General features: G+C 41.6%; 17 protein-coding genes. 4 read left to right on the top strand and 13 right to left on the bottom strand.

All coding sequences use genetic code 11. From position 1 onward, the window contains the following. Positions 1 to 410: 410 nt before the first annotated feature. The 5 genes from recJ to RBB56_RS15335 all read right to left on the bottom strand — a co-directional run bounded on the left by recJ (position 411) and on the right by RBB56_RS15335 (position 6,608). Positions 411 to 2,192: a single-stranded-DNA-specific exonuclease RecJ gene (gene recJ, locus RBB56_RS15355; RefSeq protein WP_306719830.1), complete on the bottom strand. Its 1,782-nt coding sequence runs from the start codon at positions 2,190 to 2,192 to the stop codon at positions 411 to 413. Positions 2,193 to 2,298: 106 nt separating this feature from the next. Continuing rightward, complete coding sequence (secD, locus tag RBB56_RS15350) at positions 2,299 to 4,449, bottom strand: protein translocase subunit SecD (protein WP_306719829.1); 2,151 nt, start codon at positions 4,447 to 4,449, stop codon at positions 2,299 to 2,301. 17 nt (positions 4,450 to 4,466) lie between these two features. Next, positions 4,467 to 5,852, bottom strand: a complete 1,386-nt coding sequence (scfB, locus tag RBB56_RS15345; RefSeq protein WP_306719828.1) for a thioether cross-link-forming SCIFF peptide maturase — start codon at positions 5,850 to 5,852, stop codon at positions 4,467 to 4,469. Positions 5,853 to 5,940: 88 nt separating this feature from the next. Continuing rightward, positions 5,941 to 6,084, bottom strand: coding sequence for a six-cysteine ranthipeptide SCIFF (gene scfA / locus RBB56_RS15340; protein ID WP_016291479.1), 144 nt, complete (start codon positions 6,082 to 6,084; stop codon positions 5,941 to 5,943). A 74-nt stretch (positions 6,085 to 6,158) separates the two neighbouring features. After that, a complete protein-coding gene (locus tag RBB56_RS15335) occupies positions 6,159 to 6,608 on the bottom strand; it encodes a TIGR04086 family membrane protein (protein WP_306719826.1) in 450 nt (149 codons plus the stop codon). Between the two features lie 257 nt (positions 6,609 to 6,865). Between RBB56_RS15335 and RBB56_RS15330 the strand changes: the two genes are divergently transcribed. Next, entirely contained in the window at positions 6,866 to 8,218 is a 1,353-nt protein-coding gene (locus tag RBB56_RS15330; protein ID WP_306719825.1) for an HlyC/CorC family transporter, read from the top strand. On the opposite strand, the gene RBB56_RS15325 is transcribed toward RBB56_RS15330, so the two are convergent. Beyond that, a complete protein-coding gene (locus tag RBB56_RS15325) occupies positions 8,219 to 8,875 on the bottom strand; it encodes an HAD family hydrolase (RefSeq protein WP_306719823.1) in 657 nt (218 codons plus the stop codon). A gap of 173 nt (positions 8,876 to 9,048) precedes the next feature. On the opposite strand from RBB56_RS15325, the gene RBB56_RS15320 reads away from it, so the two are divergent. Beyond that, complete coding sequence (locus tag RBB56_RS15320; protein WP_306719822.1) at positions 9,049 to 9,576, top strand: hypothetical protein; 528 nt, start codon at positions 9,049 to 9,051, stop codon at positions 9,574 to 9,576. Between the two features lie 45 nt (positions 9,577 to 9,621). On the opposite strand, the gene RBB56_RS15315 is transcribed toward RBB56_RS15320, so the two are convergent. From RBB56_RS15315 to RBB56_RS15290, 6 genes are all read right to left on the bottom strand, one after another. After that, entirely contained in the window at positions 9,622 to 11,487 is a 1,866-nt protein-coding gene (locus tag RBB56_RS15315; protein ID WP_306719821.1) for a heparinase II/III domain-containing protein, read from the bottom strand. Positions 11,488 to 11,512: 25 nt separating this feature from the next. Continuing rightward, entirely contained in the window at positions 11,513 to 13,489 is a 1,977-nt protein-coding gene (locus RBB56_RS15310; protein ID WP_306719820.1) for an alginate lyase family protein, read from the bottom strand. A gap of 27 nt (positions 13,490 to 13,516) precedes the next feature. Next, positions 13,517 to 14,656, bottom strand: coding sequence for a glycoside hydrolase family 88 protein (locus RBB56_RS15305; protein WP_306719819.1), 1,140 nt, complete (start codon positions 14,654 to 14,656; stop codon positions 13,517 to 13,519). Positions 14,657 to 14,679: 23 nt separating this feature from the next. Further along, on the bottom strand, positions 14,680 to 15,510 hold the full coding sequence (locus tag RBB56_RS15300) for a carbohydrate ABC transporter permease (protein WP_306719818.1): 831 nt from the start codon (positions 15,508 to 15,510) through the stop codon (positions 14,680 to 14,682). Positions 15,511 to 15,523: 13 nt separating this feature from the next. Then, positions 15,524 to 16,402 (bottom strand): carbohydrate ABC transporter permease, encoded by an 879-nt coding sequence (locus tag RBB56_RS15295; RefSeq protein ID WP_306722183.1) that lies wholly within the window; start codon positions 16,400 to 16,402, stop codon positions 15,524 to 15,526. A gap of 174 nt (positions 16,403 to 16,576) precedes the next feature. Then, positions 16,577 to 17,950, bottom strand: a complete 1,374-nt coding sequence (locus RBB56_RS15290) for an ABC transporter substrate-binding protein (protein ID WP_306719817.1) — start codon at positions 17,948 to 17,950, stop codon at positions 16,577 to 16,579. Positions 17,951 to 18,529: 579 nt separating this feature from the next. On the opposite strand from RBB56_RS15290, the gene RBB56_RS15285 reads away from it, so the two are divergent. Both RBB56_RS15285 and RBB56_RS15280 read left to right on the top strand, forming a co-directional pair. After that, positions 18,530 to 20,290 carry a sensor histidine kinase gene (locus RBB56_RS15285; protein ID WP_306719816.1) on the top strand — a complete coding sequence of 587 codons (1,761 nt, stop codon included), beginning with the start codon at positions 18,530 to 18,532 and terminating at the stop codon, positions 20,288 to 20,290. Further along, on the top strand, positions 20,287 to 21,912 hold the full coding sequence (locus RBB56_RS15280; protein ID WP_306719815.1) for a response regulator transcription factor: 1,626 nt from the start codon (positions 20,287 to 20,289) through the stop codon (positions 21,910 to 21,912). Before RBB56_RS15285 ends, RBB56_RS15280 begins: the two co-directional genes overlap by 4 nt. Before the next feature lie 219 nt (positions 21,913 to 22,131). Here RBB56_RS15280 and RBB56_RS15275 read toward each other — a convergent pair whose 3' ends face one another. Then, positions 22,132 to 23,778, bottom strand: coding sequence for a methyl-accepting chemotaxis protein (locus tag RBB56_RS15275; protein ID WP_306719814.1), 1,647 nt, complete (start codon positions 23,776 to 23,778; stop codon positions 22,132 to 22,134). Positions 23,779 to 23,916 lie beyond the last annotated feature (138 nt).

Here is a 23,916-nt window from a genome sequence, read left to right as displayed (position 1 = left end):
CCATCCCTCCACAACACTCAATCATATTAGAACCTCAAGATAATCGCCTGGCTTTGTACTTACTCTCCTACTTTCCTACATGTAGTGAGAGGATTACAAGGCTATTTTTCTTACAAATTCAGGACATGGAATAGGATTTTGTACGGCAATTATAGTTTTATTTCCTTGGAGCATGCGGCTCACATTTTCTTAAGGGAACGATACCAAGCCCAGGGAAAACACCGCACGGATGCGGTGTTTAGGAAGCACGGCACACGGATGTGCCTTGCTTACGCCCCGTCCACTTCCAACAAATTCGCCGTTCCATTTAGAAAATGCAGCCGCGAGCACCGGAAATAAAACTATAATTGCCATACAAAATCCCTTGCGACCAACTAAATTATGTGCAAAACCCTTACAATCATCTAAACCTACATATAATTCTGCATTACGATTTGTATCGTCTCTTTACCGGCATAGGTATTCAGAGATGGGTAGTAGGTAATATGAATCGGGATGTTCACCGTCTGTCCTCTTTGCAGGCGCGAGAACGTTTCGCCTTCCACGCGCTGCATCAGGAAGTCATGGAACTTTTCCAGGTCTCCGAAATATATCATCTCATAGGATTGTCCGGCCTCGTCGCATACACTATATTTCCCTACGTTTTTATTCTTTCCCATAATACGTTCACTTATGATTCGAACATTTTTCTGGGCAAATACAGGTTTTGGATTGCCCACACCGAAGGGCTCCAGCAGGTCCAGTTCCTTAATGAATTCTTTTGTCAAATAGGAAAAGGGCATGGCGACATCGATATGTACTTTTTCTTCGAAATCTTCCTCTGTTAAAAGGCAGGATTCATTTATCTTCTTACGGAAGCTTTCAATATCACTTTCTTCCATCGAAAGTCCCGCTGCCATTTTATGGCCGCCATATCTGGTGAAATACTCTTTACAAACGCTCATCTGTTCATACATATGATAACTCTCTATGGAACGGCCCGAGCCTTTTACCCCTTCTTCCCCCTTAGTCAATACGAAGGCAGGTTTTCCATATTTTTCACGAATTCTTCCGGCGATAATTCCGGCAAGACTCTCGTGGCATTCCGGCAAATAGATAACAAGTACCTTATCCTCTTTCCTGTTTTCGGACTCGATATAGGCAATTGCCTGCTCCGTTCCTTCCAACGTCAATTCTTTTCTGCTGTCATTTAAATTCTTCAACTCCTCGGCAATCTTCACCGCCTCACTCCTCTCCTTACTGCTAAGCAAAAGAAGAGCTCTTTTGGCCGTATCCAGGCGCCCTGTCGCATTCATGCAAGGCCCCAGCATAAAACCAATATGATAAGAGGACAGAGGCTTCCCGGTCAGGCCACATACATCTATCAATGCCCTCAAGCCTTCATTCCTCGTATGCCTCATATTTTCCAACCCACATTTCACGAGAATACGATTCTCATCCCGAAGCTCCATAACATCGCACACAGTGGCAAATGCAGCTATTTCCAACAACTCCTCCTGTACTTCTTCTCCATTTTCGGGAGATAAACGGGAGAATAGTTCCTGGATTACCTTATAGGCAACTACGCCGCCGCATATGTTTTTATAAGGATAAGTACATTCCTCCTGCTTAGGATTCACTACGGCATCCGCTCCAGGAATTAGATAAGCACGTCTGCCCTGTGTATCTTCTTCATAAGGAATTTCATGATGGTCGGTAACGATAACAGTCATTCCAAGTTCCTTCGCATGAGAAATCTGGGATGCTGCAGCGATACCGTTGTCACACGTAACGATCGTATCCACACCCTCGCCGTGGGCTTCTTCAATTAAAGAATCATTTAATCCATACCCATCCCTGACCCTATGTGGAATAACGGTATCCACATTAGCCAAACAGGTGCTCAGCCCTTTTAAGAGTATATAAGAAGAACAAATCCCATCCGCATCGTAATCTCCTATTACCCGTATCTTCGAGCCTTCTTTAATCTTTCTGCATAAAAGGGATACAGCCTTATCCATATCTTTCAATAACTCAGGAGCATAGAAATCCTCTCTGCCGCCCTTTAAATATCTGCGAATCTCATCTTCTTCTATTACATCTCTATTACGTATTATCCTTGCAAGTACCGGATCAATTCCATACTCCTTCGCTATTCTATTAAAATCGGCTTTTTTTGCCGCAACAAACCACTTCGCCATACCAACAACCATACCTTTCTCACAATCTATAGTAATAGAAGCTCTTCCCTATTGTATAAAAAATACGATAGGCGGCATAACCCAAAAGTTATACCGCCCTGATATTTACTTTATTAGATTAGTTCTTCTTTACAATTTTAGTGCGGAACACATACCATAATGCTCCGGACAGGCAAATAGAGGAATAGGTTCCACATATAATACCGACCATGAGCGGAAGCGCGAATTCACGTATGCTCGTCACTCCGAAAATATATAATGCAAGAACCATCAGGAAGGTTGTCAAGGATGTAAAGATACTTCTTGACAATGTCTGAGTGATACTTTCGTTCACAAGTTCCTTCAAATCTACATTCTTAGCCGCCGCTGCAACCTTCTCCCTGATTCTATCGAAGATAACAATGGTCGAGTTAATAGAGTAACCGACAATCGTCAGCATACACGCGATAAAAGTGCCTCCCACCGATATTCTAGATATGCCATAGAATACGAATACAATCGCAACATCATTGATCAATGCGATTACAGAGCTCGTACCGAACCGGATATCCTTGAAACGGAACCATATATAAATGAGCATGCATACAACTGCAATAATCACAGCAATTGCAGCATCGGACTGCATTTCTTTACTGATCGCCGAGCTGATAGTTTCCGAGGTAATCTTTTCCTCATCTACAGTGAAGCTTTCTACAAGAGCTTCTTTCATCTCTTCTCGTTCTGAAACAGTTAAAGTTCTCGTCTTGAAGATAACCTCATTCGTCCCCGCCACCTTCTGCGTCTGAACATCTCCGCTTCCTGTAATCGCTTCAATTTCAGGTACTACCTTGCTATCGATATCTGCAATGGATAAGTCCTCATTAAACACAACCTTAGTAGATGTTCCGCCTACGAACTCAAGGCTGTAATTCAATATACTTCCCTTTGTATTTGCGTTGATCCCCATCACAATAAATCCTGCAATAATTAATACTAAGGACACTGCAAAGAAAATCTTTCTTTTAGCGAGAAAATCGATGGTCTTTCTCTCTTTTCCTATACCGTAAAGTTTCATGTTCTTAAGCCCTACCGCATAGAATGCCTTCATAATCATCCTGGTAACAAAAAGTGCGGTGAACATGGATAAAATAATACCGAGCGCCAAGGTCTGTGCAAAGCCTTTTACCGTGCCGGAACCTTTCAGCCCGAGAACGAGAGCCGCAATCAATGTAGTAATATTACTATCGATAATTGCTGACATAGCCTTTTCAAATCCAATCTTCACTGCTGAGGGTATCGTTTTACCGGTTGCCAACTCTTCTCTGACTCTGGCGAAGATAATAACATTCGCATCCACTGCCATACCGATAGACAGGATAATACCTGCAATTCCGGGCAGTGTTAATGTAATTTCAAACGCATTCAGAAGTACAATGATAAGTGCCGTATAAATGGCGAGTGCTAAGCTGGCTGCTGCTCCCATAACATAGTACGTTACAAGCATAAATATAACGACCAGAACAAAGCCTGCCGCTCCTGCTTTCAAACTCGTACTGATTGCTTCAGATCCAAGCTGTGCCCCTACCACATTCGAACGAAGCTCCTCCAATTGAAGTTTCAAACCACCGATGCGAATAGTGGAAGCTAAGGCTTCCGCTTCTTCATAAGAAGCCATTCCGGTGATAACTGCCTGTCCATCTGTAATCTCAGCTTGTACAGCCGGTGCGCTGATAACTGCATTATCATAAATAATATAAATAATATCGTTGGTAGGATAAGCCGCCCTCGTCGCCTCTGCGAACTTAACTCGACCTTCATCGGTCATTGTAAGTTGTACTACGAACTGGCTATTGCCCATACTATCCTGCTGAGTGCCTGCTTGTGCGTTAGCAACATCCGTACCGGTAAGCACTTCTTCATTGGAAGAATTCATAAATACCAACGAACCCGGTTTACCTAACTCTTGAAGAACTTCATTTTCATCGGAAACACCCGGAATCTCAATGTTAATTCTGTTGCTTCCTTCCTTATACACCTGCGCCTCTGTACTGTAGTTCTCCACACGTTTTTGCAGCTTGTAAATGGTATCCGCCATGTCTTCATCTGTCGGATCTTCCTCACCCACTGCCTGATAGGTAATACTCACACCGCCTGCAAGATCAAGCCCAAGCTTAATGCCCGAAGCAGATCCCGCTTTTTCCGTTCCAATTCCCACTGTCGCGGTGAACACAAGTCCGCCTAGTGCCAATACCATTACAAGTAAGACAATAATCGCTCTGTTCTTCTTCATCTTCCCATTATCTCCTTTTATTCAGCTAATGCTGCTTTTATCATAATAGCGCATTCCACGCGCTTTCTCTGCAGTTCACAGCCTAAATCATAAACGTCATTGATATCACCTTTAAAATTATAGGAATTTGCCGCACATCCACCGCTACAATAGAACTTAGCAAAACATTCCTTACATTTATCCTTGGAATACACACTGCATGTCTTAAATTCATCTCTAATGTCTGTACGAAGAACACCCTCGTCCACATTTCCCATTAGGAACTCTTCCTGTCCAACGAATTGATGACAAGGATAAAGGTCCCCCCACGGGGTCACAGCCAGATACTCTGTTCCGGACCCGCATCCGGATAAACGCTTTGCCACGCAGGGGCCGCCTTCTAAGTCTACCATAAAGTGGAAGAAATTCACCGGCTTTCCCTTCTTTCTTCTTTCCAGCAGTTCAAGTGCCAGCTTATCATATTCCGCACAAAGCTTCTCCAAATCCTCTTCTCTTAGCGCATAGTCTTCCTCCGGCTTTGCCACTACCGGTTCCACCGATATCTGTTCGAATCCTAAATCCGCCAAATGTGCTACATCTGCTGCGAAGTCCTGATTATGTCTTGTAAAGGTACCGCGCACATAATAATTCATCTGCTCGCGGCTTTCCGCCAGTTTCTTGAACTTCGGAACAATCTCCTCATAGCTTCCTTGTCCGCCTCTATGGGGGCGCATCTTATCGTTTGTACTCTTTCTTCCATCGATACTAAGCACCACATTACTCATTTCTTTATTCGCGAATTCCATAATTTCATCATTTAGCAGAACCCCATTGGTCGTTAAGGTAAACCGGAACTTCTTATGATTCGGTTCCTCCAGGCTTCTTCCATACGCAACCAATTCTTTTACCACTTTCCAGTTCATAAGAGGCTCTCCACCGAAAAAGTCAACCTCCAAATTGATGCGGTTCCCTGAATTTGCCACAAGAAAATCGAGTGCCTTTTTTCCTGTCTCAAAGCTCATCAAAGCCCTTCTGCCATGATATTCGCCCTCTTCTGCAAAGCAATACTTACATGCCAGATTACAGTCATGAGCAATATGTAGACAAAGTGCCTTTACTACCGTCTCCCTCTTTTTGAAATCCCCAATATACTGCTCATAAATATCGGGAACATATAGAAGTTCATTTTCTTTTAAATAAAGGATTTCCTCCAAAGCCTCTGCGATCTCTTCATCCGCAGCATTCGGTTTATTCATATGTGAAAGAGCTGCTAACAGAGCACTGCTTTCTGCTGCCACGCCACTTTCCAACAGCCCCTCTACTTTTTTCATTAAATCATAAACAATGTCATCCACCACATGCACCACACCGCTATTTACGTCCAGCACAATATTATACCCATTGTTTCTATATTGATGTATCAATGCTACTACTTCCTTTCTACTCCGGTATCTCACATGAACGTATAATAAGCAGCGAAATGAATCGCTGCTTACAAGACCGTTTTTTCGCTTATTTCACCTTTTCACAACTCTGATTGCCTACAGTACAAGATGTCTTACAAGCTGATTGGCAAGATGTCTGGCATTCTCCGCATCCGCCTTTTTTCATAGACTCTTTATAATCTCTCGTGCTTAATGTTTTGATATGTTTCATCACAAAGCCTCCTTATGTTTCATAAACTTCTTGTAGTATAACATAGATTATCTTTAAGTAAAAGCATTTTTTTACTAACTTACCATGCCGCCCAACATTCCTCCGCCCGCACATAGAAGCAATACAGTCACCGCATTCGCACCTACATCTTGAAGACTTCTGTTAACAATTAGAGAAACAAGCGCCAGCACGACAAAATAGAGAACTCCTATTAAAAGTCCCCATAAAAATTTTCTGCTGCCCATCCGTTTCCCCGCTATAAAGCCCGCCAAAAAGGTCACTGCTATGTAAATTAAAATGATACAGATATTCACTACCTTCTCCTGCAAGCTGAATCGATACAGCATAAAGGCTAGCAAAAGCAACAGACCAGCGGTCAAGACATAGGAAAACAGCAAACACTTTAATAGAAAGATATTATCATATGTACTTTTTCCATTTCTCAATCCCAGATTCTTCATGCAATCCCCTTCCCCAGATTCGTTGCTATTCAGCCTACGGCTTCCCAGCAACAATTTGTGCACAGAAATACTGCTATGCAGTATTTCGCGCTTGCTAAACTCGGGTTTTCTGTGATCTTCGCTCACAAAAACACCTCGCGATGTTGATAACCGAGCTGTTACCCAGATTCGTTACTTATTACTTAAGGTTATTCCGGCTTGACACATGATATGCTATCATGTAATATTTCATACATAATAACTGCCATAAATTGTAACAATTCAGTTACCATAAGCTTCCCTTTTAGGAGCTACATAACTATATAAGGAGTGAAAATATTTTGGATACCCCAGGTGTCATACGATTAATTACTATTTTTATCTTAGTCGGCTTATCTGCCTTCTTTTCTTCTGCCGAAACAGCCTTCACAACCCTGAATCGAGTACGCATGAAAGCATTAGCCGATGAAGGCAGCAAAAGTGCTGCTACTGTTTTGAACATTTTGGATCATTACAGCAAAATGCTAAGTACCATTCTTATCGGAAACAATATTGTCAATCTGACCGCATCTTCTCTGGCCACAACGCTAGCTCTGGCCACTTTAGGCAGCTATGCGGTGGGAATTGCTACCGGTGTCTTGACTTTCGTTATTCTCCTCTTCGGAGAAATCGTTCCCAAAAATACTGCGATGATTTACTCAGAAAAACTTTCCTTATTATATGCCGGTCCTATTTTCTGCTTAATGTATCTTTTTACACCTGTGGTGTACATCGTAGATAAGATATCTTTCGGTGTTTCCATGCTTTTTCATATCGATATCAGTAAGCAGAATACATTGATGACAGAAAACGAATTAAAGACTTATGTAGATGTCAGTCATGAAGACGGCATTATCGAGTCGGAAGAACGCGAAATCATTTATAACATATTTGATTTCAGCGATACGGTAGTAAGAGACGTAATGATTCCCCGCATCGATATGGTAAGCGTCGATATAAATATGAACTATGATGAAGTGCTGGCTATTTTCAAAGAGTATATGTATACAAGGCTTCCTGTCTACGCCGAACAGAAAGACAACATTATCGGCCTTATTAATATTAAGGATTTCATTCTTCTGACTGATAAAGAAAACTTCCATATAAAAAATATGATAAGAGAAGGTTATTATACTTACGAATATAAAAAAACAGCCGATTTGCTTGTGGAAATGAAAGATCTTGCTGTCAATGCCGCCTTTGTTTTAAACGAATACGGTGCTACTATAGGTATGATTACTTTAGAGGATCTTCTGGAGGAAATCGTGGGTGAAATCAGAGACGAATATGATGAAGACGAAGAAGAATTCATTCAGCAGATAGATGAAAATTCCTATCTGGTTATGGGGGGAATGAAGCTGGATGATATTAATAATGCGTTGGACACTTCCTTGGAATCGGAAGATTATGATTCCATCGGCGGCCTGATTATCGAGTCACTCGACCGGCTTCCTATCGATGAAGAGTCCATTATGACCGACTCCGGCATTCGCCTGCAAGTTAAAGGAATCGGTCAGAACCGTATTCGGAAGGTACTAATGACATTGCCTGAAAAAGTAAATGAGCCTGAAACAGAAACTGAAGCATGCAGCCATGAAGATAATGTCTCCGAAGATATTACCTCCATCGAAAATGAGGATAACAATTCACTATAATTATACTAAATCGAGAATCTCAAGCGGGTCGTCGGCAAACACTTTGCCGCCGGCCTCTTCTTGTTCCTTCTTCGTACGAAATCCCCAAGTCACCGCAATACAATCCATTCCCACATTACGCGCCGTAGCGATATCCACTTCTGAATCGCCAACATAGACAGATTCTTCTTTCATACTTCCTAAGAGACGCAGCGCTTCAATTACCGTATCCGGCGCAGGTTTTCTGGCAAGATTCTCCCTCTCACCAATTGCTGTCCGGATATATTCTGCGAAGTACTGATCTTTTAAGTCTTGTACTGCATCATAATATTTGTTGGAGACGATCGCCATCCGATACCCTCTCTCCTTCAACCCCTGCAACAACTCCTTCACATGGGGATAAAGCCCTGTCTTATCATTGCAGTGGAGGGAATAATGCTTCTTAAATGCTTCGAACACTTCCTCAAACCGGGGATTATCCCTACCTTCCGGTATCGCAAGCTCCATAAGACGCATAACACCATTTCCAACGAAACGCCTTACTTCCTCCAAAGTCCGGAGCGGCATATCTGCTTCTTCCAATGCGAAGTTCACACTATCATGCAAATCCTCCAATGTATTGAGCAAAGTACCATCCAAATCGAAAATAACTGTAGTATATTTCTTTTCCTTATTCATAGTATTTATATTTTCTGTTCTCATCATTTTAATAAACACACCTTTCCTATAGACTGCACAACCGAATTATATGATATATGTACATTTTTGTAAAGGAACGCGTTTTATTGATTGAAAAATATTCTTTATAATGATAAAATAAAAAGCAAAATAAACACTGAGGATAAAAAACTATGAAACTAATGAAAAGAATCATTTATACATTGCTCGGATTAATGTTAGCGAGCGCAGTCGTTCTTGTCGGCGTCATTTTATTTGCTGAATACAGCGGCAGACGTTTCTCTCCCGGTTCCATACAAAAGATGGCCGGATTAGACCCGGAAGACTCACGTCTTGTTTATGACGAAGATGGCAATGTTGGAGAGCTTCCCAACACTTCTTCTGAAAGCACCGCTCCATCTTTTGAATCTGAGGTTTCTTCCTCTTCCGATACAAGTGATGGTATGAACGGGCTACCTTCCGATGGGGAAAATAACGAAGGCTCACAAGATCCCACACCGTTATCCGGGGAGACCTCTGAGCCTAATGCAGATGATAATATAGAACGCGTTTATATTATGGACATGGATTCCAACATATTCCATACAAAGGATTGTCCTTATGCAGAGAATCTGGCGGAGGGTGACCGTTCGGAAATGACTACTACCCGGGCCCAAGTATTGAATGCAGGGTATGCCCCTTGTACGAACTGCAATCCATAATTACTTAATCGTTATAAAGGACAAAGCTTGGGGATATCATTACATTTATTCTATCTTAAATTCTACTTTCTGCTCCTTAGCCTGAATCAGGATACGGTATAGCATATCCCCCCAAACGAGCTGTAAGCGTTCATCCTTAACTTGTATTTCTTCTATTTCTTTAATATAGCCGCCTATTATGACTATATTTCCTAAAGTTCCTATTTCCATAGTTGTGGGCTCGTCTCCTGTCGGGTTCGGCTTTTCATGGGTCATCAGGCTAAGCACCACATGCTCCGGCAATGTGGAAAATTCATCGGTAATTATAATTTCTTTTTCTTTCTTCAATACGGCATGACGTTTATAAGATTCGATTGCCGCTTCCTTCGGATAGGCTCCGGCGATATCCATCGTTATACCGCCCTCGTTGTCTTTTATATACCAAGAGACAGCCGATGCCGCGAATTCTTCCCCATCCCTTTGCATCACTTGACGGATGGTCGGAAGATTGTGATATGCGGATTGCATTGTCCATATCTCGTAACGCCTGGAAGAAAAGGTCTTTCGGGTATAAGTTTCTACTCCTATATCGATAAACATCGGTTTTCCATCCTTGTAGACAGTAAAGCTTCCTACATCGTTGTGGTTGTGGCTGTCTCCGTTTCCTCCTGCTTTCACTGCAAGAGTTCTGCGTTTATCTCTTACAATCAATAATCCTGTACTCGGATAATATGTATCCGGATGTATATCACCCTTCTTTTTCGAATCAAAAGATAATTCTTTTTCCCCATATTCCTTAATTTCCGCAATAGTAAAGGCATTCTGCAGCCGGTAATAAAGACTATGTTCCTCGCTTAGCAAAAGAAATTTTACAAGTTCCTCGAACCCTTCAGCCTCTGTGATCGCCGTCTTGAAATCCTTCGCTGCAAACAACATCAGTTGCTCGTTGCACGTCCTCTTTCCAAAGAGGAATTCCCGGACACCTGCACGTCCTGCAATAGCCGCGCAATCTGCAAAATTAATATAATATTTATCATCGATATGAACTCTGAAAATATAAGCAGCCATATTTTTAATCTTGTCTGATTCATAAAGCGGAAGAAAGGCATTGCCTGTAACTGCATTCAACACTTCTATCGTATTGAACAGACATAACCCGGAATGCCGGTAATATTGCGCCCCTTCTTCACAGCAGCCATCCTCTCCGTATTCTGCAAGAAAGTAATCAGCACTAATACAAGCTTTATCCATGATTTTCTTCTTCATCTCTTCTTCCTGATCGGTCAGAAATACACTAAGGAGTATATTCTGGGTACACCATATCGTCCAGTTGTTCATCCTCTCCTTGCCATCTCCCATCCACCAAAAATGGGTATTCAAATAAGGCTTAAAAATTCTTGTATCCAGCTCCGCTCTGATTCTTTTTGCAAGAAACGGTGAAACATCATCCAATACTGATTTAAGAAGATAATAAATTACTGCCAGCGTAGCTGCCGTCTCACAAGCAAACAAGTCTAAAACAGGTGCTGATGTATCCGGCAATATAAATTGCTGCACATCTCTGTTATACATATTATGTGCCGGCAGCCACCATGCACTTTCTTCACAGGTAGCGATAATTCCATTGATAATATCGTCCAGAAAGCGCCCCTGCCTTTCTACACATTCCGCAAGTACCAGCGTATTTAGAACAGTCCGCCTTTCGAAAACGACCTTTTCATAATTTCTCCTGTTCCCTGTACGGCAAAACTCCATATAAAGGACAGCCGGCAAGGATGGATATTCATATCCGAGATAGCCTTCGCCCAAGCGTAACATCTTTTCTTTCCATTCCGCATCCAATGCATCCCATGCCTTAGTATCCGTAATATCCGCATAAGGAGCGAATTTCGATAAATCAATATGTAATCCACTCATAATTTTATGAAACATAATAAACTCCTATCTGCCCGGCTTCTTACCATGAAAGGACAATTCCTTCCTCTTCTTCAGGTACAAATACTGCCACCTTCCCATAAGCTTCATAGCTTCCTACACGGAAAAAGTCTACTTCAGAAACAATCTCTTCAAATACGACCATAGCCGTATATTTTTCTCCGTCTTTTATCACCTCTACGCCCTGAGCTTCTGCCGGGGATAGAACTTTGCCGCTTCTTACCATTTCTACCGGCACAAGCCTCGCACTTACCGAAGGAATTTCCTTCGCTTTTCCCATTGCCAGCAGAGTAACCATACTTTGGAAACCAGATCCGCTCTTGGTAACACTTACTCTATCCCCTTCCGCCAATAGATTATATTCTCTGGAATAAGGATATCTGCTTAAAGAGCTGGCGCTTCCTTCTGTCATCACCATAAGCCTTGCCGAAGCCTTCTCTCCTTGCCATAGATAGCTATTGCCATCCTCTTTGGCAAGCTTCCCATCGCCAAAATGGAAATTCTGCTCATAGGCATGCTCCCCCTTGGCATAAAATTGGTCAAAAATCAGGAAAATGTCGGGCTTAATAAAGATGATTCTGCGCTCTGTGAGCACATTATCAGGTAAATAAAAATACCCCATATGAAGACCGCTTATATAGTCCGCCCTATTCGTTAATCGATACTCTCCCTTTATAGGAACTGCAAGCTTACCATATCCCCAGCTATCCAGGCAGACGCTGAAGTCCTGCCCATCCACCCTTGTGGTATTATGCGCCCCCGGCTCCTTCAACTTCCGTCTCAGCTCCGTATTAACATAAGTATAACGTCCGGAATCGATCAAGATATCTTCTCCATACATTCCGGCATCGATATGGAGTAAGTCGCCATGTCCATGCCCGCTTCCCAAACATCCACAGTGCATATGCAGGTAAGCCGCATCTTCGGAATGATCTCCTCGAAGTATATAATTGCCGCTATCGGCAAGAACTGTACTGGCCTCTCCAGGTATAATCTCAGCGATCTCATCGTACAGCATAAGAACTTCCTCTCCGAAATCCCATATATTTTCTTCCAAAAGCTCTCCTCTTGCCGCTGCCTTTAGCTCTCCATCAGCAAACAACAGAGCCCCTTGCGCCAATAAATCCCGTGCCAGTGTATCATCGCTATCCGATTGGCAGAACAACTTCCCATCCGGCTTTACCCAAGCTGCCAATGCCTTACACATTTTATGACCATTTACCAGCAGTCTTTCCGGAAGGAGAATCCCATTTCGCTTCGCTATATGTATAGTATCCAGAACACCGTGCAGCACCTCACAGTGATACATCGGACTTTGCTCCCACTGAGTTCCATCCCCCATAATCTGCATTTGAATTCCTTTATCGAGTCTCTTTGCCGCAATCTGCACGTAATCTTCCCTGCCCAGATAAAGCCCTAGCAGAAACAATCCATGATCCTGAAGAACTCCCCAATTACTCAATCTATGAAAGTCAAAAGAGGTTTCCTGCAAATATTCCCCATGCTCCTCCATACTTTTTTCCAATTTATCCAAAACGGATTCCGTCAGCACATTGCTGTCTTTTAACAATTGTATACTGCGTATCCAATTTTCACACCGCAGGCCAGCTTCTAAGCTTCTCCATGTATTTCCCTTACTTTCTTCCGTGAGCTTCACTCTATCTATCCAATCGGATATGAGGACTGCTGCCTTCTTCGCAAATCTCCCATCTCCTGTATATTGCCATGCTTTGGCAAGATTCAAGAAAGAGGTGTGCCTGTTCATAGCGTAAAGCCATTCCGGGTCGTCTCCGGGAATATGAGACCAGTCTATTTCACCTATAAAGGAAACTGCCTCATGAGTTCTTTCCATTTCCCAATGATCAGAAAATAAGAAGCGGTTATCGCAGACAGCCTCTGCCTGCGAAACCGCCCGCTTCATATCTTCAGGAAACATTTTTTTGCACAGCCTCGCTGCCTTGCTCGGATCATCACACCAAAATCTCATCTCAATAACCATGCCTTTCCTCTGCCGAATAGTTACGCTTTACCAATAAATGTTCCAATCTTTCAGCACTCTCACCAGTGCTTCTATATAAAAGTAATCTCCCCATGTATTACACTCATCCACTCCTCTGTCCTCCGGTATCGGATTGTAAGGAGAATTCTTTGCATATACTCCGTGAAGCAGCAATCCGTTGGATATTTTCGTATCCTTTACACTATAATTTTCTATTAGAGACACCAATATCTTCTCTGCCACCGAGCGATAATAAGCCGCTTTGTCTTCTTCCATATAATAACACATCTCCAACATACCGCATACTGCAATCGCCGCTGCAGAAGAGTCTTTCGGTTCGTTATCTTTCTCTGTAAATTCCAAATCCCAATAAGGAATCATATCCTGAGGAAGCTTGTCGATAAAGAAATCCGTCACCTTGCAAAACAAATCTATACACTCCTTATCCGTTGTATACCGATAAGATAATGCCGTTCCGTAGATTCCCCATGCCTGACCTCTCGCCCATGCCGACCCGTCTCTATACCCTTGATGAGTAACTCCATATGTGGGTTCACCCGTCTCCTTATCGAAGAAAAAAGTATGATAAGTGGAATTGTCCTCTCTAATCAGATTCTTAAGGCTCGTTCGCGTATGTCTTAAGGCAACGTCCCCATATCTATCGTCTCCCGTCACTTCACCCGCCCAATATAATAGAGGCAAGTTCAATAGGCAGTCTATAATCAGCCTGTAGTTTTCTACGGCTCCCAGTTCTCCCCACGCCTGAAGGAACTGACCTTTTTCCTGAAAGCGGGACATCAGATGATCCGCTGCCTTTAATGCGGCTTCCTTCCCCTTTTCACTTCCTATCAGCTTGTATGCCGCTACACAGGAGGGAGTATACAGGAAACCCATATCGTGATGATTCACATCGATCTTCTTATCAATTCTTTCTAAAAAGCTATCCACATGTAAAAGGGCAGTCTTCCTAAACACGTCTTCCCCTGTCATTTCATATGCCAGCCAATACTGCCCTGTGCAAAAGCCTGTGGTCCACTCTACATTTTCACTTACCGGGTAAAAATTATGTTCGCTATTGGATGCCTGAAACTTATCCTTGAATATCCCGCTATTTTCCCTAAGTACGGACAACGCGGCTTCCATCGCTCTGCTCGCTTTTTCTTTCATACCGATAACCTTATCCTTTCATACTACCCCTTAAGACCGCTGGTCGCTATCCCTTGTACAAAGAATCTCTGGAATGCCAGATATAATACGAACACAGGGACAAGGGCTATCACCGAAGCTGCCATAATATATTCATAATGTGCCGAATATTGCCCTACAAATAAACGGATACCGAGCTGAATCGTCTTTAATTTCGTAGAGTCAAAATAAATCATCGGCCCCATGAAATCGTTCCACACCGTTACAAAACTGAATATTGTCAGCGTTGCCATGGACGGCTTGGAAAGAGGTAAAACAATACGTGCATAAATGCCATATTCTGAGAGTCCATCGATTCTCGCCGCTTCCAAGAGTTCATCAGGTATGGATAGGTAGAACTGACGCAGCAAAAATACACCGAAAGCAGTAAAACTTTGTAATAAAATAATAGATAAGTGCGTGTTTACCAAATTCATTTTCTGCATCATAATGTACTGAGGCAGCATGTATACCTGCCAGGGAATCGCAATGGTGGCAACATAGCAAAGGAAAAGAAAATCACGCCCTTTAAATTTACATTTTGCAAAGCCATATGCTGCGAACGAACTTGTAATAAGCTGAATCACCGTAATAACTACCGTAAGCTTGGCGCTGTTATAAGTAAATAATGCAAACGGTATCTTCTTCCATATCATTACATAATTTCCCCACTGTGGGGCATCCGGTATCCATTTAATCGTTGTACTAAATACGGTATCTGCAGTTTTCAGGGAAGCGGAGAACATCCATGCCAAAGGTACAAGCATTACGATTACCACTATGATAAGAAAAACATACAGCGCAGCCCGGCTGAATGGATTTTTACGTTCTATCATTATTTGTCCTCCTCTACATAAAATCGTTGAATTTCTTTTCAAATCGGAACTGAACCACAGTTATCACACATACGATTATAAATAAAATCATAGATGCAGCACTGGATTTCCCATAGTTCCATGAAATGAAAGATTGATCATAGATATAATTAGCAATTACCTTAGTCGATGTTCCTGGCCCTCCGTTAGTGAGGGCAAAGATTAAGTCGAATACTTTAAAGCTGTTAATCGTAAGCATCATCACAACGAAAAAGTGTGCGGGTGTCAACATAGGAAATGTAATGTAACGGAATTTCTGTATCCCTGACGCTCCGTCTACTGTAGATGCTTCGTACAAGGACAAGGGAATATCCTGTAAAGCAGCCAGATAGATAATCATGAAATAACCGATGTTCTTCCAAATACTTACAATGATAACTCCTACAAGCGCCCAATCCGTAGATGTGAACCAACCCGGAAGGTTCTGCACACCGATCGCACCCAGAAATGTATTCACCGGACCGCCTATCGGCATGAACATAGCATTCCATACCGCTGCTACCGCAACTACCGATGCCACATAGGGAAAGAATACTGCACTTCTGAAAAAATTAACGCCTCTTAGCTTTTTATTAAGAGCTACCGCTATTCCGAGAGCGAATACAAAACTGAATAAAACAGTAAATATTACATAGATAAAAGTCTGTGACAGAGCCGCTTTAAACACCCTGTCTCCAAATATCGCCGTGAAATTAGATAAACCGGCAAATTCCATTTCATTATAACCATCCCACTTTGCAAAGCTTAGTACAAAGGAAAAGGCTACCGGAAGCATGATGAATAAAAAGAATCCGATAAAGTTTGGCAATATGAAGGATAGGCCGATCAATGTATTTCTCGTATTTAATGACATTCCCCTCTTCTTATGCAAAGGCTTATAAACGGACATCTGCTTTGCCATGATTTCTACCTCCTATTATAATCATTTCTTTTAAAAAGGCAGGCTTTTTAAAGCCCGCCTTTCAAAGCTATCTTTCGTTTCGTGCTAATTGTATGTTACTGTGAGCACCATATGTGAACAGTAACATTATTGTCCCTGAATTTCTGCAGAACGTTCTCCCATTTCTGCCAGACCTTCATCAACCGTAAGTTCACCGAGCATAATCAGATCATGTTCTTCAGCAAGCATCTGGTTAACCTCTCCAACCTTATCTACGATAGGGCGGTCAAGAGTAATATTCTTTACTGCCAATGCTTCCAAAACGCCTTCGGGCATGCCGGGTGCAACCGCGATCTGCGCGAGCATTTCATCGTTTGTCATAGCCGGAATCGCTCCGGTTGCCGCGTAGTGAGAAGCGCCTTCAGAACCGCTTACGAATTTTGCGAATTCCCATGCCGCTTCTTTATTCTCAGAAGCATTATTTACACACATAGGTGTTGTCGAACCAACCGTATAGCCGGCTTCTATATCTGCTGCGTGAGGAATCGTTGCCACTCCCCAATTTATTGTACTTTCACCATCATTGATCTTGCTGATAATCGTACTCATAAACCATGTTCCCATAGGCATCATACCTACCTGCCCTAAGAGGAACGGGCTGGAGTAGTGAATGTTATTGCTCTTCAATGTTGCATAATCCTGAATAGATTTATCATCATTCTGCATGCGAAGCGCCATTTCATAGTAAGGTTTGAAGAAGCTGTAATCGGTATCCATGATTGTGTGCTTTCCATCCTGTACGCCCCAGTTTTCAACACATGCCTGCCATGTATGAATCAATGCGCCATAAGTTTTGCTGGCATCGCTGCCGGAAGTAATCTGTTTCGCTGTCGCTTCAAATTCTTCCCATGTCATATCATTAGAAGGATATTCCACCCCTGCTGCATCGAAAATATCTTTATTATAGTAAAGTACATAATAATCTGTACGAGCAGGTAATCCAACTACTTTATTATCGAAAATAAAGTTCTCTGCCAGTCCGTTATATGCGGAAAGGTCTACGCCATCCCTGTTTATGTACTCTGTCAAATCCGCAAGCTGTCCTTTGTCATTCAATGCCTTGATCGTATCTGCATCTTTAACCCAGAAAGCATCCACATCACTGCCGCCGTTTAACATAATGCTAAGCTTATTCGTATAATCTGCAGAAGGCGTATCGCTGATTTCAACCGTTATATTCGGATATTTCGCCTCAAAAGCCTCTACGATCGGATTGATATAAGGAGCGGAGTCCAAATCCCATATCGCAACTTTAAGGGTCACTTCCCCAAGATCTGCTATAGAATCTCCTGCTTCTTCGCCCTCAGCAACAGGTTCTTCTGTCTCTGCTACCTCCGTCGTCGTTTCCGCTACTGCTTCTTCTTTCACCTCAGGTGCTGCCGGTTTGCTTCCGCATGCCGCCAAAGCGGTGATAGACATTGTTGTTGCCAAAGTAAGTGCCAACAATTTTTTCAGTTTCATAATTCCCTCCATTTCCGTCGCGTTTGCAACGTCTTATATAAGTTTTTGTTGATTTTATTTTACATTTGAAGCCTGCATATGAAAATGTAGTTTTTTCTCAAAGAATAATACTATTTTACCACTCACCTTTAAAAATATATTACTTTTTTATTATCTTGTTATATTTTACTAATTATCTATGATTTCATTGAATATTTCTATTATTTTTATTACAATTTATATTATCAACAGAATAGTGAAATTATTTTATTCGTGCAATATATATATGTAACTATTATTTTATCCATATCGTTTGTGCTCATTATATAATGCCGTACCGCAGGGTTCACGACACGGTCTGAACGGTAACACAACACCGCCTTTTATGTTATAATTTGTAACAGTTCAGATACCTTCACTGTTACATGCAAAAATCAATGAGAATCGCCTACGGCGATGGGATTTTTGCCAGCAGCATTTACGTTTTCCTACGGTCAGCGCAGCAAATGCGCAGACCTGTCTGAACTGTTACTATAATTTCTTATTAATATAGGCTTTCATAATATATTACGAAGCAGGCTAAATACGAAGGGAAAAATTATGTATTTTCATAATATAAAGAACATAAAATCTAAAATTGTATTTTTCTCCACCTCATGCATCGCTATTATCGGTATTGTCAGCAATCTATATCTCTATACCTATATGAATAATATCATCTTCGAAAAGGCACATGACATCGATGTTCTTTACCTTGACGGCATCCAGAAGCATCTGGACACTTATTTCGCAGAAATTATCAATCTCGGAATCCTCTGCTCCAGCAGTTACGAGGTTTCTACCGCTATGCGCCATAGTTCTTTAAATACCTCTATTGCGAAAAAAGAGATTTTTGCCGCTCAGACCCTTTTAAACGATTACCTGCATTCATCCACGATAAGTTCCTATATTAATAAGCTTTTCATATTCAATGAAAAAAACCTCACGGTACAAGCCAGTGCTAAAACGACATATGCGACTATGGATGACCTGTCCAACCTGCTGGCATCCGACTTCTACCGGAACTATCAGGCCGGAGATGCACCTTTTGGCACGGTAATGGAATCCGTTTCCTCCTTTTACAAAGGAGAGGGAATTGTAGCCCTTTTTCCTATTTCCAATTATATTTCTCCTTCCGGCAACGGATATTTATATATGGAAGTGGACCCTTCCCTTATCACTGATGTTCTGGCTCCCTATACGTCACTGAATCCTATTTTTGTCGTCCCAGCCTCAGGTTCTCCTATCCTTCCGTCCGCCTTTATATTCATGAATCCGGAAGGGGTCAATCTTCATGAGATCACGACCGGAGATACGTTTATCGCCGATGGGAAAACGTATCGCGTGGATATCCGGCCTTTAAGCAAGAGCGGCCTTTCTATTTATAGCTGCACCGATCTATCCTCAATCTCCATCGACAGCAGGCGAAAGACTTATGCCGTTACTGTGGTTATCATAAGTGTTCTCCTTACCTCCTTTGGTATCACAGCAATTATCTCAAATCATATTACAAAACCTCTGCAGAAAATGATTGCCAGAATAAAAAGGATATCAGAGGGCGACTTTTCCATCGATCCCAAATCAGAAACGAGCAACGATGAAATCGGTCAGGTATTCAAAATAGTAAACGAAATGAGCTCATCCATAGACCGGCTTATTAAAGAAAATGTAGAACAAAACGAACAAAAGAAAAATATAGAAATCGATTTGCTGCAATCCCAGGTGAATCCGCATTTTCTTTATAATACATTAGATTCTATTCACTGGATGGCCGTAATACAGAAGAATACGGGAATTTCCAATATTACAAGATCTCTTTCCAACTTATTGAAGAATATGTCCAAGGGATTCTCACAGAAAATTACATTAGAGGAAGAATTGAGCCTATTGGAGGACTACATTACCATTCAATCCATCCGATATATGGAGACCTTCGAGCTCATTAATCATATTGATAAAAAGTTCTATCATTACCGTATTATCAAACTCACCTTGCAGCCTCTTGTAGAAAATGCTATTTTTCATGGGATAGAACCTTCCGGAGTCTATGGTACTATTACATTGGATGCGAGAGAGGAAGAAGATTACCTGATTATTTCAGTCACAGATACCGGGGTAGGAATGACTTCCGAGGAGTTGGAGCGCATACTCGATACTTCAACAAGTAAAACAAGGAATTCCATGAATGGAATAGGTATCGGTAATGTACACAAACGTCTGCAGCTCGTATATGGACATCCATGCGGGCTGACTATCGAAAGCGCACAAGATATTGGCACTTGCATTAGTGTACGTATCAAGAAAGAGGGGAACACCTTATGATATATCAAATACTTCTGGTGGATGATGAACCCATCATCCTTTCCGGAATAAAATTCCTTATCGACTGGGAAAAAAATAACTGTAATATTATCGGAACAGCCCGCAATGGGCAACAGGCAATCGAAGCTATCGAAACACTAAAACCCCATATTGTAATATGCGATATTAATATGCCTGTTATGTCCGGCATCGATATTCTACGGGAAACCTCAAATAAATCTTCTCTTCCCGTATTTATTATGTTGACTAACTATGGAGAATTCGACCTGGCAAGAGAAGCGCTGCGCTATCGGGCAGTGGATTATCTTCTCAAGTCACAGCTAGAGGCTGAAGCCTTGGAAAAAAGCTTAACCCTCGCCAAACAAGAATATGAAAATCGCGGCGGACTGGAAAAGGTAAATATCGCCAACGCCTATATCCATATTAACAAATCCCAAATTATCGCTCAGAACCTAACACAATTGATAAACACAAAAAGCTCTTTGTCCGAACATTATATTAAGCTTTTAGAAGAGGAAAATACTTTCGATAATTACTGTTTTATACATATCCTTATGGATTTCACCACTCTTCCTTCCTCCGCTTCCCTATCAGAAAAGGAAGCCGCGCAACTTTTTGCTTGGCAGCAGGAAGTGGTGGAGAAATTAGCCGGGAATGTTTTCCCTCATTATGCGGTTTTTGACTTGGAGGGAAATAAACAAAGCCTGTTATTGTTTTGCTTCGGACTTCCTGACAATGCGAGCATGCTTATCGAGCAGTTCTATTCAAAGCTTTGCAATGCTTCCGGAAATATTACCCAGGTACATCTTTCCTTAACGGCCACAGAACAATTTAACGGACCAGAGCATATTGCAAGTGCCATTGCTCAATTTCACAAGCTATCCGAGTACTATTATAATTTTCAGCATGACTATACTCTCTTTTCCCAATTGCCGGACTTAGAACTGGTAGATTTGACTTTCACTGAAATTATAAATAAACTGATTCCTTCCCTTAGAGTTAAGAATGTGGAACAATGTCATGACTTAATTGAACGTGCTTCCTGTATAGTATCGAATCTACACCATCGAAGGGAAACTGTAATCAAAGAATGTACCTCCCTTTATACTACAGTCTCTTCCATTCTAGTGCCTATGCTTCCCAAGCACCAAACAAACGATTACTTTACGAACAATACCGCCATAATCCATCAGATATCCTGCCTTTCTTCGAGAAACGCCGTTAAGGCATGGCTATCTCAATTTAGCGTACAAGTGCAAAAGCAGTTGGAGCAGCTAAATGACAGTAAATCTGATTTAGCAGAAAAGGCACGTAATTATGTAATTAAAAATGTAGGAAAACGCATTATGCTTCAGGATGTGGCTGATTATGTAGGCCTGTCTCCCAACTACCTATCTGCATTATTTAAAAAGGAGTATCATCAGAGCTTTATAGAATTTATTAACGAGACTAAAATGGAATGGGCATGTACCCTGATTCGCGAAGATAAATACCGTATGTATGAGATTTCTTATATGCTGGGCTTTGACAACGCCTATTATTTTACTAAAGTCTTTAAAAAGTATACGGGACTCACTCCCACCGAATATCAGCGTAAAGTTCGCCCCGCAGCTCATGATTAGGAACAAAAGTGTGCTTCACACACACTCGTGATTTAAACTTTTATCAGCACAGTTTTTGTTCCGCGCGCGTACTGCGCATCCCGCACGGAGTGCTTTTATTCTATAGGATTAACGCCTTTTCACTTTAACGTAATAAGGTCTTTCCTATAGAATAAAAAGCTCCGAATCACGAAATTAATCCGTAATTCGGAGCCTCTTCCTATTCTTAGCTGTAGCAGGCTAAATTCTAAACCTTCCCACTATTCCTGTAAGGTTCTCTGCCATCTCGCTGATAGAACTTATATTGGCAGAAACCTCTTCAAAGGATGCCGTCTGTTCCTCCACAGCAGATGCAACTTCCTGTGTGTTGGCTGAATTCTGAACGGCAACGCCTTGAATCTCTTTTGCCGAAAGAGTGATATCGCTAAATCCGTTCGTTACACTCTTCGATATACCCATAATTTCTTGAGACTCTTTTAACGTCATTGATGTACGGTCAAGAATTTCTTTTAACTCAACCTTCAAAGTTTCCATAGACTGCTCTTGAACCTTTGTCTTACCAACAAGCTCATCCATCGATTCCTTAACATGAATTGTTTTATCACCGATACTTAATACAATATCGCTGATTTCCTTCGCAGAAGCCGATGTTTCTTCCGCTAATTTCCTTATCTCTTCTGCTACTACCGCAAAGCCGCGACCGGCTTCTCCTGCCCTTGCCGCTTCAATAGAGGCATTCAACGCTAACAGGTTAGTTTGGGAAGAAATACTGTGAATAATATCTACAATTGCTTTAATTTCTTCCGACGACTGATTGAGATCCTCTACTGTATGGGAAGCTGTTTTTATAGAATGGACAAATTCCGTAAGTTCATTCGACTGCACGGTAACCTGCTTATCTCCATTCAAAACTGAATCTTGAGATTTCTCCGATGCCTGAAGAGTTTGAAGAGCTTTATCGGATACCTGTGCTATACCTTCGTTAATCTTATCTACCAAATCATTTAATTTATCTAATTTATTATTTTGGAGTACCGATCCTTCCGCAACATCCATAGAAGAAGCCGCTATCATTTCCGTAGATTTCGTAAGTTCCTCTGTGGTATTTGCAATGGCGTTCATATTACTTGATAATACATTGGATATTTTCGATATTTCTTTTACTATTTCATGGATGTTGCTGACAAAATTATTAAAATAATGAGTCATATCACCAACTTCATCCTTGCTTTTCACTTCTATTCTTTTTGTCAGGTCTCCATTTCCTTCAGAAAAGGCTTTTAAATCTCTTGTGAGAGAATAAATCGGTTTTCTTATTCCTTGATTTAAGAGGATAAAAGAAACGAGCGCCGCAACAAAAGCGATTACAACTAAAATACCATTGGTAGCCTTTGCCTTAACCACCTTCGAACTCGAATACGTCGAGTAACCTGTAACCATATCATTTATGGAATTCACATAGTCTGCCACTTCCGCATTGATAATCGCCAGAGAAGCTACGTCTCCCGACTCAAGAATCGCAAGATAGGCATTTCTATATTCTCCATTCCATTTGTCATTAATTGCCTTCAGTTTTGATTCTGTCTCCGTATGCGTCAGCTTGGAAAGTCCCATTTCCGAATTACCTTCCGAAATATCCTTCAAAATCTGATCGAACAGCACAACTGCTTCTTCCAGCCCCTTTGATGCCTCTGCATCCCCATTAACAGAAATTATATTTGCCAGTTGCGCCATTCGATAACTTGAAGCACGCAGCTTTCCGGCATGATTTACAAAATTTGCATCGCTGGCCATCGCCTGATATGTCACAAAATTGATGCCTACGATAGTAAACGATAAAATTATCATAATTCCAAAAGATAATATTAACTTATTTTTTATCTTCATATTAACTCAACCACCTCTCTAAAACAGTTTATCCCCTTACAACTTGTCGTGTCTTACTAAAAATGTGTTCCTCAACTCCTTCTCTATCGATTTATTTGCCGACACAAGTAATAGGGTGTCGTAAACACTATACAGTCC

The sequence above is a fragment of the Kineothrix sp. MB12-C1 genome, assembly GCF_030863805.1.
Lineage (GTDB): Bacteria > Bacillota > Clostridia > Lachnospirales > Lachnospiraceae > Kineothrix.
This window is presented reverse-complemented; position numbering and strand designations above follow the sequence as displayed.